This is a genomic window from Oxynema mangrovii CENA135 (genome assembly GCF_016632315.1).
GTDB classification, from domain to species: Bacteria; Cyanobacteriota; Cyanobacteriia; order Cyanobacteriales; family Laspinemataceae; genus Oxynema; species Oxynema aestuarii.
Genome location: NZ_JAEOXH010000005.1, coordinates 1 through 12161, shown reverse-complemented (window position 1 = coordinate 12161; position 12161 = coordinate 1). Strand labels below are relative to the sequence as shown.

The 12161-nt window shown below is 54.3% G+C and carries 8 protein-coding genes and 1 pseudogene; 8 read left to right on the top strand and 1 reads right to left on the bottom strand.

What is annotated here, in order from left to right; genetic code table 11:
* The 7 genes and pseudogenes from JJD41_RS24435 to JJD41_RS24395 all read left to right on the top strand — a co-directional run.
* A pseudogene (locus tag JJD41_RS24435) lies at positions 1–599 on the top strand (hypothetical protein); the annotation flags it as partial.
* 239 nt (positions 600–838) lie between these two features.
* Entirely contained in the window at positions 839–1495 is a 657-nt protein-coding gene (locus tag JJD41_RS24430; protein WP_168567790.1) for a sigma-70 family RNA polymerase sigma factor, read from the top strand.
* Positions 1496–1667: 172 nt separating this feature from the next.
* Positions 1668–2420, top strand: coding sequence for an anti-sigma factor family protein (locus JJD41_RS24425; RefSeq protein WP_200670480.1), 753 nt, complete (start codon positions 1668–1670; stop codon positions 2418–2420).
* A 997-nt stretch (positions 2421–3417) separates the two neighbouring features.
* Entirely contained in the window at positions 3418–3960 is a 543-nt protein-coding gene (locus tag JJD41_RS24410) for a COP23 domain-containing protein (RefSeq protein WP_200670477.1), read from the top strand.
* Positions 3961–4478: 518 nt separating this feature from the next.
* Positions 4479–5456: a S1 family peptidase gene (locus tag JJD41_RS24405; RefSeq protein ID WP_200670476.1), complete on the top strand. Its 978-nt coding sequence runs from the start codon at positions 4479–4481 to the stop codon at positions 5454–5456.
* 130 nt (positions 5457–5586) lie between these two features.
* Positions 5587–7233, top strand: a complete 1647-nt coding sequence (locus tag JJD41_RS24400; protein ID WP_234489170.1) for an iron uptake porin — start codon at positions 5587–5589, stop codon at positions 7231–7233.
* 83 nt (positions 7234–7316) lie between these two features.
* Positions 7317–7655: a hypothetical protein gene (locus tag JJD41_RS24395; protein WP_200670475.1), complete on the top strand. Its 339-nt coding sequence runs from the start codon at positions 7317–7319 to the stop codon at positions 7653–7655.
* A 44-nt stretch (positions 7656–7699) separates the two neighbouring features.
* Here JJD41_RS24395 and JJD41_RS24390 read toward each other — a convergent pair whose 3' ends face one another.
* Positions 7700–10957, bottom strand: coding sequence for a Calx-beta domain-containing protein (locus JJD41_RS24390; protein WP_200670474.1), 3258 nt, complete (start codon positions 10955–10957; stop codon positions 7700–7702).
* 794 nt (positions 10958–11751) lie between these two features.
* Between JJD41_RS24390 and petP the strand changes: the two genes are divergently transcribed.
* Positions 11752–11952, top strand: a complete 201-nt coding sequence (gene petP / locus JJD41_RS24385; protein ID WP_200670473.1) for a cytochrome b6f subunit PetP — start codon at positions 11752–11754, stop codon at positions 11950–11952.
* Positions 11953–12161: the final 209 nt, after the last annotated feature.

Below are 12161 nucleotides of genomic sequence, written 5' to 3'. Positions count from 1 at the left end.
TAAGGCGAGAGATTGACTCGATCCTTTACTCCCCAATCTTTCACCCATACCACAAAGTTTTTAATCGCTTTGGATTTGGTGATGATTTAAGGGCGTGGTTGCTGGTGCGGATCTACCCCTTCGAGGACTTCCTGGACGAACATGGACGCGCGATCGTTCAGTACACAAAAGGGACGAACGATCCAAAGCTTGGCAAAAAGACGTCAAAACCTCGTAGCAAGCGGCGATTCAAACAAGCTCTAGGCGTGGGTAGAGTTTCGCAAAGCTCCGGATCCAGCGTTCGGAGTGGGAGCAAAATGAAAGGGTCTGCGGACGCGCGATCGGCTATTTGGCTGCACCTGAATTCTGCCTATGAAATGAGCCTGAGCCAGTCAGGCAACAGAAGAAAAAATATCCGTTTCACGGATGAGCCTGTCCGCGCGAAGATAGAGGAGTATTTCATATCCCGAGCATTTGAGTCCGAGGGAAAGGGACTCAAGAAAAAGAAAGGAGATGCCCTCAAGGCCGCGAGAAATGCGACCTGTAGGAAGATCGCTGAGTTGGTGTTCTCAGAACTCCTCAAGGATCTAGGTTCCTCCCCCGACGACGTCACGGATTAAAAAACATCCCCCTCGTCCTACTTCTTAGGTGAGGGGGGTTCTTTTCTTGGATGTTGAGATCCATAGGGAAAGAATATTCTGGGGTTATTTCGGGGGGTGAAAAGGGCAAGCTCAGTAATAGAACTATTTTCCGTGCCATTCAATCAAGTGTCACGAGCCGCGATCGTGCGGACGGGAACATTTGGCATTGTTATAGTGTCTTGAACCCACATGGAATGTTTTTGAGGCAATTCCACCCCATGAGTTATTCTCCTTCTTTCTCTTGGCCGACAGTTGGGGCGCGCAGTCGCCAAGCACAGGTACAGCCGGAAAAACTTTCAAACTCCGATCTCGTTTTGCGCTGTCAAGAAGGGTTACGACCCGATCGCGCCGCCTTTGCGGAGCTGTTGCGCCGTTACCAATCCCACGTGGAAAAAATCCTCTACCACTTAGCTCCCGACTGGCAAGACCGGGCCGATCTCGCTCAAGAAGTCTGGATTCGGGTTTATCGCAATATCAAGCGATTGAACGATCCGGTCAAGTTCCGAGGTTGGTTGAGCCGGATTGCGACGAATTTGTTTTACGACGAGTTACGCAAGCGCAAACGGGTCCGAGATCCGCTTTCTCTGGATGCACCGCGCACCCTCGACGACGGCGAAATGGATTGGGAAATTGCGGCGGACGAACCGGGTCCGGACGATGATTTAACGACCCGCGAATTTTACGACCAATTACGCGACGCGATCGCCGATTTACCCGAAGTTTTCCGCACCACGATCGTCCTACGTGAAATCCAAGGTTTAGCTTACGAAGAAATTGCCGAAATTACCGGAGTTTCCCTCGGAACAGTCAAGTCGAGAATTGCCAGAGCGCGTCAGCGACTCCAAATGCAATTGCAAACTTATTTGGATAGTTGATCGTCATTGTCTTTCGAGCTGAGGTGAAAACCCGGCAGATGTTTCGAGTTTAATAACTTTTGCATCTAATAGTTTTGAGTGTGTGGAAGCTCAATTATCCTGGTAAGTAGAAACAATTACTTTTTTTGATTCGGGGTGTGTTCCCCATGTTTGACCTGGTGGTGGTTTTGAAATGACCCTTAAACACGAATCCCATCACGATCGGCATCGCGACGGTTGTCCGCCTTTGTCCTCGACAGAGTCGGCAACCTCGAACGCCGAATTGTTCGAGTTGCTCAGTGCTTATCTCGATGACGAAGTCAGTCCCGAAGAACGCGAATACGTTCGGGAATTGCTCGAAACCGATAGCGAAGCGCAACGCCAGTACGCGAGGTTGTCGAAGTTACACCTCGGCGTGTTGGGGATGCCGACAATGGCGAAGCGCGTCGAACCGGAACCTTCGTCATCGATGGATTTGGCGTTGAATTTCACCTTAATCAGTGCCTATCTGGATGGGGAGGTGACGGTAGAGGAACGACGAGAAGTTCACGAATTGCTCGATCGCGATCCGAATGCGAAGAAACTGTATTTCAAACTGTTGAAACTGCGCGGTGGGGTTCAGTCGTTGCCCGTTCCGGCTTCGGAGCAACCCGTTCAAGAAACGGTGCAGCAAGTGTTCGAGCAAATCGATCGCCGCCGTCAACATAATGTAGTGACGTGGGGAGGGACGGCAGTCGCGGCGTTGTTTGTCGCGTTGCTTTCCGGCGTTCTCCCTCTAGAGCGATCGCTCGAAACCCAGCAGGCGAGCGTTCCTCGGGTGCGATCGTCCCCGACCGAATCGGTGAATCCAACCATAAAGCCTGCTCCCGATGTCAAGATTCAACAACTTCCCGTTGAAAAAGCGCAGGAAAACTCGGTGGTCGCTCGCGCTTTGTTTGTCGAATAAAATCGAATCGATAACAATTTGTCCCGGTTTGCGTTCATCAAAACACGAGAGTGAAGCGTCGATCGCCTGAGATGCTTCACTCTCGTTGTGTGTAGGGGTTCGGTGTCGAAAAGAGAGGGTTTGTCTGTCGAGGATTCCCTCGGCTAGAGTCGCGCGCCAGCAAGAATCTCCACCCTCGATCTAGAGCGACCCAACCGCTATAATAGTTTTTCAGTCCCGCCAAAATTGCCTTGAATCTGCCTTGAATTCGAGCCTGAAGGGGTACGTTGCGACGGCGGCGTTCGCACGGGGACGACGTAGGAGTATTGCCCCTGCTTCCCGATTTACCTCCCCCTTTTCAAGAAGCGATCGAGCCACTATGGTCGAGAGAAGAGAATCGCGATCGCGCCACAGTGAATTCAGCTTTTTTTTCGAGGCGATCGTTTAAAGTTTACTTAAAATTAGCCAATCCCGATTTATAAAAACGGGTTATCTATCTTAAAATTAAAGCAAATTCGATCGACTAAACGCTCTCCGGTGACCTTAAAAACGTCATCGTTTGCAGTTAGTTTCAGCTTTTAAAAAGTAGGCGATCGCTCAAATCCTTTGCCGTCGTCAAACGATTTGAGCTGAAAAAACCAACCGCGATCGAGAAACTTGTATTCCTCGTTTTTCGTCCTCAGATGCAGGGGTATTGGCGAGTGATACTCCTGGGTGGTCACTTTTTAAATGATTGCAACTATCCGATCTCCGACCTAAAAGAACTCTCGTCCCTCGCCCGTTCGAGTTCAGATCTCGCCCGAACTGAGCCATCGGGTAGCAAGCTTGAATACACGTTCGGGCGCGATCGTCTCGACTCGTCCCCAACCGTTATCATCCGCTCCTATGCTGCCAGTCGCTCGTTATCGGACAATCCTCGTCGCCGCGATCGCTCGCCCTCGGGATTTGTAAAAATCAGGAGAAAGTTCGCAAGATCGAGCGTCATTATCCTTGTCCACCTCAACCCCCCTTGACTTCCATGAAAGCTAAACAACTCCTTCGCTTGATTGCCATCAGTGTCGCCGCTCTCCAAATCCCCCTGTTAAGCGCTCAAAAAACAGTCGCTCAATCGGCTGACGCGCTCTCCTCCTTCCAATGTCGAGTAGCCGACGACTATCACGTCACCCTCGCCGTCAAACATAATGGTAGCCTCTCCGACCCCCTAATTGTCTGGACCACCGACGAATTTAGCAACGCCGGATATACCCCCGAACGACGCTGTAGCGAAGTCACCGAGAGACTCAACATCCTGCTGCAAGAGAATGGAGGCACCTTAAGTGGCTTGTACATGACCGCCGGAATCGTCAACGGTCACCCGGTGTTGTGTGCCGTGAACAACACTCGTTCTGGGTGTAATACCACCAATGTTTTATTTACGCTCAAACGGGAAAATCGCAGCAATCCCGGTCGAGTTCTCGAAACCTTGCTCAACTACAACGCGACGGGAAGCGGCAGCCCGATTCAAGAATCTGGCGGCCAACCCTATGTCAACTTAGAACGTTTAGTGCAACAGTTATTCTAATTTGGGCGACCGAACAAAATCGATTCGTGGGGTCGCAGGGTGAACAGCTTCAAGATAGTCACATTCATTGTTACTTTTATCCAAGGGTTTTGAAAAGCAAAAAACCTAGAGAAAATGGAAACTTTCTCTAGGTTTTTTTATTCAATAAGATCGGGAGAAAGAAACCTCGGATGCGTCAGGTCTATCGAAAGGTGGTTTTGCCTCAAACCAAACTGACTTTCCTGCTGCGTATCGCGTCGATCGGATCTGACGGCTCGTCCGAGTAAATGCGAACAACTGAGGAATGCCACGAAGAAAGCCAAGGAGACTCTAGTAATTAGCGATCGCTAAAATCGGGGGACTCCGTTCAACCGGGCATCTCCGAAAAGGCGATATTTGGCTAAATTCGATCTAAAATTAGCCAGTCTCTTGCAATTTACCCCCTTAAATTTGGGGTATTTTTAGGCATTTTAAATAACAGGTAATGTCTGCTTGTTGCTCCCGTCTTTCGATCCTTTTTACCCTCCAATATCATTTTTATGATCTTCTCCAGCCAACTTTCTGCCTCTTTGGCAGGAACGGCAGTAGCCCTAATTGTTACGATTCCCCTGATGGCGGCGCAAGCATTGACCAAAGAGCAAGTCGATGCGGTGGCGTCTCAGACCACGGTGGTGATCGCCCAAGGGCTGCAGAAAGGGGATATCGAAGCGCGACAGGAGTGGAATCCCGGTTCGGGCGTCATCGTAGCGCGCAATGGCAATACCTATTACGTGGTGACGGCGTTGCACGTGGTTCGCACCCGAGAGGTAGTCTACGGCGTGCGGACGAGTGACGGCGAGGTTCATTTTGTCGATGATACGACCATGCCAGACAATATTATTCCGTTTGGCGAAGAAGAAGGGGAATTTGGAGAAACGATCGACGGTTTCGACTTGGCGATCGTTAAGTTTACCAGCGATCGCGACTACCCGGTTGCGGTGATGGGGGATTCGGCGCAAATGGAAACAGGGGCTCAGGTTTATATTTCCGGTTGGCCCAATCCGGAAGATGAAAGCGCCCGCCGGACGCGAGAATTTGTCGAAGGTCAGATTCGCAAAATTGTCAATCCTCCCTCCACCGATGGCGGTTATAGTTTGCTCTACAGTAACGAAACGCGACGGGGAATGAGTGGTGGTCCGGTGTTTAATGCAGAAGGAGAATTAATCGGCATTCACGGACGGGGGCGATCGCAAGGAGAAGAATTCTGCGTGGATCCCGAGTTGAGCGAGTCGAATAGTTGCGGGATCCAATCGTTTCACTTCGTGCGTCAGGTGGAAGTCGAAGGGCTGAAGTTGACCTTCAAAGCGCCTCCGGTCGATCCGGACACGATCGCCGCCGGGATGGAAAATCGAGAGCGGGCCGACACGATCGAGGATATTTACGAAGCCTTTACCTTTGACGTGCGATCGCTGTTACGCGACCAACCCTCCGGCGGATGTGGTAGTTTGTTGCTCGGTGACGAATGCGAGGGCAATTAAGGTCGAGGCGATACGCCGGAGGGGTCCCTTGGCGAACGCCGCGTCGTCAACAAAGCCAGTTAAAGTATATAAGTTGCTCCCAGCATACACGCTTGTTTTTCTGATTTTAGTGTGAGGAGCCAGTCTGAGGATGAACCATCTAAAAGCCGGAGTCGCCGTTTTCCTGGCCACCGCCAGTCTCCCTGCCGCCGCGAGTACCGATGTCACTGACTTAGGCGATCGCGCGATGCTCCAAGGGAGCCGCTTCGCGAACGCGGGGATAGATTCCGGCAGGTTATTATTATCCCAACAATCTTTTCCGTTCGACGCCGGGGAAGGCAACGCACCGATGGAACGGGTGACCTCGGTTTCCGAACTGTCCGACGTGCAGGCGAACGATTGGGCCTTCCAAGCCTTACAATCCCTCGCCGAACGATACGAATGCCTCCTCGCCTATCCCGACGGCAGCTATCGGGGCGATCGCGCCCTGACCCGCTACGAATTTGCTGCCGGATTAAACACTTGCTTGGAGAAAATCGACCAAATCGCGCGCGATCGCGCCGCCGGACAACTCAGCGCCGAAGATATCGCCACCATCCAACGGCTACAGTCCGAATATAGCGCCGAACTGGCCACCTTGCGCGATCGCACCGACCGACTCGAAATTCGCGCCGCCGAACTCGAAGCCCAACAATTCTCCACCACCGCCATCTTGGGAGGCGAAGCCATTTTCGCCCTCACCCTCCCCGCCGGAGGCAATCCCCCCGGTGACGGCGAGAATAACCCGACCTTCTCCCACCTGACCCGCCTCGGACTCGTCGCCTCCTTTACCGGGAAAGATCGGCTCAGACTCGAACTCGCCGCCGGAAACTTCGGCGATCGCGGATTGGCCGATCCCGACGTTTTTAATAGTGATATGGCCTTACTCGCCTATCAAGGAGACACCGACAACGAAATCCGCCTCGAAAAACTCGAATACCGCTTTGCCGTGGGCGATCGAGCCGTCGTCACCTTCCGTCCCGTCGGCTTCAGCCTCAGCAGCGTCCTCACCGCCAACTCCCCCTACTTCGACGCCGGACGCGGCGCCTTGTCCCGCTTCGGCGAAGCCAGTCCCATTTTTAAAATTGGCAGCCTCGATGGCGGCGTCGGGATCGACTGGTTGCTCGCCGATCCGGTCCGCCTCCAAGTCGCCTACGGCACCCGGAACAGCAACCGTCCCACCTCGGGAAACAGCCTCTTCGGAGCCGATCGCAGCGCTTTGGGGGTGCAGTTACTGCTCAAACCCGCCCCCACCCTGCTGACGGGCTTGACCTACGTCAACGCCTACGCGAAAGACGGACGACTCGATACGTTTACCGGAAGTTTTCTCGCCGATACTAACGGCTTGCTGGACGAACCCTCACAAATTAATGCCATTAGTGGGACATTGCAATGGCGGCTGACGTCAAATCTCACTTTTAGCACCTGGGGGGGCTGGATTTTCAGCGATTCCACCGTCTCCGACGCTTCCGCCACGGCGACCACCTATTTATTTTCCCTGGGATTGTCCGACCCTCTGGGGCGTCAGGGAGACTTGCTGGCGTTTTTATTCGGCCAACCGCCTAAATTAGTCGAGGGAAACGATTTACCGTTGGGGAAAGATCGCGATACTTCCTTGCACTTTGAAACTTTTTATCGGTTCCGGGTCAGCGATCGCATTTCGATTACGCCGGGGTTGATTTTTGTCAGCAATCCGGAACACGATGCGGATAACGACGATATTTTTATCGGAACCCTACGCACGACCTTTAGATTTTAGGAAATGGGCAAATGTTGTTTAAAACACCGACATTCTCAACCCCGATCTTATCCGCATGGGGGATAGGAATCGCGATCGCCGGGATGTTTCCAGCTTCAGGCTTAGCGCAGCCACTCCACGGGACTGTCGCCGTCCCCTCCCATACGACCGATCTCGCTCAAGCGGAGCTGTCTGAAAACGCACCCCAACGGATTAGACCGACGTTTTCCGAAGAAGAACGGCGGGGATTCGACCAAAAAGGATTTAGCAACTTTTTAGAAGATGCTCTCAATGGGAACAGCGACCCGTTAGGTGGCGGGACAATTGGCGGCGAATTCGATACAAATGCCGGGTTAACGCCGCTTTCGGGAGAAGAACGGGGCTTTACCCGGCCCTTCGACCCGACCGATGTGATTATTCCGCGATCGGGGGTCAGGCGTTAGTTTGAGATTTGTCGATAGCGATTGAGTGTCCCCCTTTTCCCCGATTACCCCAAAACAATATCGTCGAGTAATAACTTATTGGCTTGGCTGCCGAAACTGACGGAACGGGCGACTCCCGCAAAGGGTAACGTGACTTGAGCAAAACTGGCATAAGCGTCCGGAAGAGGGCCTTGGGGGGTGCGCGAGAGGGAAGTAGAGGCTAAGATGTTGCCTTGTCCGCCTAAGTCGTCGTAAATGGTCACGGTATGGTCGGCGAAGGGGGAGGCGAAAAAGAAGGAGAGTTGATTGTCGAAACCGCCACTGACGTTCATGACGATCGTCTCACCTTCGCCGTAGGTGAGGGCGGCGATCCCACTGGGCCCGCCGCCGAAGTTCCCGCCGAACTCGTCGGGACGTCCCAATGCGTCTAAGGCATCGGTATCGACGATCGCCAGGGCATTTTCGGAGAAAAAGATCCCTTGTCGTTCGTAAAAGCCACTGACCGGATCGAGGTTTTCGGGGCCTTCAAAATCGAGGCGGGTGGGGAGGTCGCTGCGGGAGAGGGTCAGGGTGGCGACATTTTGAGGACCGATCGCCATTCCCGGACTGGGATTCGTTAAAGAGAGAGTCAGGGTTTCGGCGACTTCGGCGATCGCGTCGTCGGCGATCGGGATGCGGACGGTGGCGGTGGCTTCGCCGGGATTGAAGACGACCGGAATGGGGGTATTGTCGTAGTCAAAGGGGGCGATCGCACTATTGTCCGCGAGTTCGACGGCGACGGTGGCTCCGCGATCGAGGGTGCCGTTGCGTAACAGCTCGATTTCGGCGAATCCGCTTCCATCTTCGGCGATCGTAAAGCTGGGGGCGCCGAAAGCAATGGCGCTATCGTTATCGATAATGGTGACATTGGCGCCGTTTTGAGACCCGATCGCCGCGCCGTTGGTGGGGTTGACCAGTGCCAGATTCAACACTTCCGCCCCTTCCACGAAGGGATCGTCGAGGAGGGGAAGGGGGACAATTTTCTCCGTTTCGCCGGGTTGGAAGTCGAGGGCGATCGGAGTATTGTCGAAATCTTGGGCGGCGATCGCCGTATTATTGCCGAGTAAAAGGGTTGCGCCGACGGCGCGATCGCTATCCCCGGTCCGAATCACCCGAACCGCTTCAATTGCCGTACCCTCTTCCGTGAGGGTAAAGCTGGGGGCGGCGAAGTCTAAAATCACTTCATCATCGACGATCTCCAAAGTGGCAGTATTTTGCGCGCCGATCGTCGTTCCCCCGACGGGATTGCTTAAAGTGAGATTCACCGTTTCCGTCGTTTCGGCAAGACCGTCTTCGACAATGGGAACGGTGACGGTTTGCTGGGCTTGTCCGGGGGCGAAAGATATAACAATCGGCGTATCGTCGTAATCGTCCGGGGCGATCGCCGTTCCGTCGGCGAGAGTTATCGTGGCGCCGATCGCCCGATTCAGATCCCCCGATCGCGCGACAGTTATCGCTTGAATCGGTTCTCCAGCTTCGGTGACGCTAAATTGGCTGCTGACAAACTGCAACCCACTGTCATTGTCGTCAACGAGCAACTGCGCCGTGGATTGCGGGCCGAGGGTCGCGCCGCCCGTCGGCGCGGATAAAGTGAGAGCGAGGGCTTCTTCCCCTTCGATCGCGATATCGTCAACGAGGGGAATCTCGACGGTTTGGCTTTGCTGTCCCGGGGCGAAATCGACAGTTATCGGGGTATTGTCGTAATCCGCCGGGGCGATCGCGCTGCCGTCGCCGAGGTTGACCGTGACGCCGACGGCAGTTTCGAGATCGCCGAGACGGGTGAGGGTCACCGGAGCGATCGCCTCTCCCCCTTCAGTGACGCGAAATTCGGCGGCGGCGAACTCGATGGCGCGATCGGTATCGATGACGGTGACCGTTGCCGTATTTTGAAGGCCGATCGTCGCCCCTCCCGTGGGAGAACTCAGGGATAGGGCGATCGTTTCGGGATTTTCAACCAAACCGTCATCGACGAGGGGAATCTCGATAATGCGGGCAATTTCGCCGGGATTGAAGGTGACCGGAATGGGAGTATTGTCGAAATCTTCCGGGGAGGTCGCCGTTCCGTCGGCGGGGGTCACCGTCGCGCCTACGGTTGCGTCGAGTACGCCCGTACGAGTTATCGTAATCGCGGCGATCGCCTCCCCGGTTTCGGTGACGCTAAAGGTGGGCTCGCCGAACTGAATGGAACTGTCGTTATCGTCGATGCGTAACGAGGCCGTATTTTGGCTCCCCAGTAAGCTGCCGGGACTCGGATCTTCTAACAATAAATTGACCGTTTCCGACCCTTCGATCGAGCTGTCGTCGGCGATCGGAATCAACACCGTTTGGCTGGTTTCACCCGCCGCGAGGCTGACGCGAATCGGCGAAGTGCTGTAATCGGCGGGGGAGGTCGCGGTTCCGTCGCTGGCGCGGAAAGTGACGGCAACGGGAACGGTGGCGACCCCCTCGCGAACGAGGGTAATGGCGGCGTTTCCGGTGCTTTCATTGGCGACATATTGCGCCGACGCGAAGGCGATCGCCGCATCGTTATCGAGGATCGTGACCTCGGCGGTATCGCGATCGCCCAAGATCGTTTGCGCGTTATCGAGGGCTAAAGAGAGGGAAAAACTTTCATTTCCTTCCACCGCCAAATCGTCCACAATCGGGATCTCGACGGTTCCTTCGGTCTGTCCCGGCGCGAACGTGACCGTCAGGGGGCTACTGCTGAAATCTCTCGGGGCGATCGCCGTCCCGTTACTGGGACGCACGGTCGCGGAAACGCTCTCGCTGGTCTCTCCCGTGCGCGTCACCCTCACCGTCGCCACCCCCGCCCCTTCGTCTACCGTCACCGGGGCGCTGAAGTCTAAAATACTGGCAATTGGTTCGACCCCACTGACAAAACTGCTCGAATCGAGGCTGAGGCTGCCGCCGAGACTCCGAACCGAGGCTAAAACCAGTACGCCCTCATCGGTAGTAATTTGAATGCGGGTGAGATTGCTCGGGGTTCCGTCGCGATTGAAAACTTCGACTAATTCTAAATTTTGTACCTCAATGCCGAAAGGCAAGGCAATGCGATCGCCGCCCAACTCGAAATCGGCGATCGTATCTTGTCCCTCGCCGAAACCGATTAAGAAGAGATCTTCACCTTCGCCACCATTGAGGGTGTCGTCGCCGTCGCCGCCGAACAGAAAGTCATCCCCCTGTTCGCCTAGAAGAACGTCATCCCCTTGGGCTCCCAAGACGGTATCGTTCTGCGCCGTCCCGACTAGAAAATTATCCCCATCATCGCCGAGTAATAAAACCATGTTGAGACCCTCCTCAATCGCCTGAATGTGCGGATCCTCCCAGACTCGCGCGACGACTGGGAGGCGATGCTCCGTTCGCGTAGCGACTCCAAAGGAGTCAGGAGGCGCTACGCGAATGCCGAACCTGTTATACGATCGCGACGATACCAAACCACAGGTTTATCAGACCCCTCACCCCCTCTCTCTTCTAGATGTGAGTTTCCGATCCCGACGGTTGTAAGCATGGCAGGGAAACCCGTGCGGGTCGTTACGGGAACAGTTGTTATTGAAATCAGAGAGGTCGAGTAGATTCAGAGGAACCTGTAGCCGCGCGATGCTCCAAAGGAGCCACTCCGCGAACGCGTGCCAAACCTGATGGCTAACCTGATGGCTCAAACTTTTTGACCGCAACCCGAGTGCGGTAGTTTCCCAAAGCCGACGGGCGTGGGATTCGATTGATGCGTCCCTGTCTCTTGTTCTAGAAAAACTGTTCGGGTTCCGGACCGTTTCTAGGGAGTGGGGCGATTCCCCTTCCCCCTAGCTATGTTTATACCGCGATCGCGCCCATTGCCAACCCCGGTGACGATCGCCCCACTGCCAGTCCTCTCGAATTCCGAAGCTAATATATAAAAGGATTGTGGCAGAATTTCGGTACGCGCGACGATCGCAACGCTGACGAGGCGATCGCGGCGTTAGGGTTCTAGGGTCACCTTTTCAGGCTAAAACTCCCCGAGGGCGATCGCTCCGTGAAATCACCTCATTCTGATAGACTGTGGAATGGTTCAACGAGAGGAACACACAGGTTAAAGTTGGCAATGGAAATAGGTCAAAAGGTAAAAATCTGTCGGCTTCGCGATCGCCTGTCCGGCCAGATGGTCGAGCAGATCAAGAAAAATCCCGTCGGTACGATCGCCGAATACAAAATGACCGATGGTAGTGGCGTCGGCGTCATTGTTAAATTTGACAGTGGTCTGGCCACTTGGTTTTTTGAAGACGAAATCGAAGTGGTTAATTAGGCCGTGATTTTGCCGAGGGGCTGCATTCGGGCAGCCTCGATCGCCAGCAAGCATTACCATAGGAAATGCTTCGAGTGGCTTAAGGAATTCCCAGAGAGTGATTAACTGACTTTGCGTTAACCTAGCGGTAGCAGGGCTAACCGACAATCAAGACCCGCGAGGGTCTTTTTGTCGCTACCTACTACCCCGGTGGGTAATACCGGGGTTAC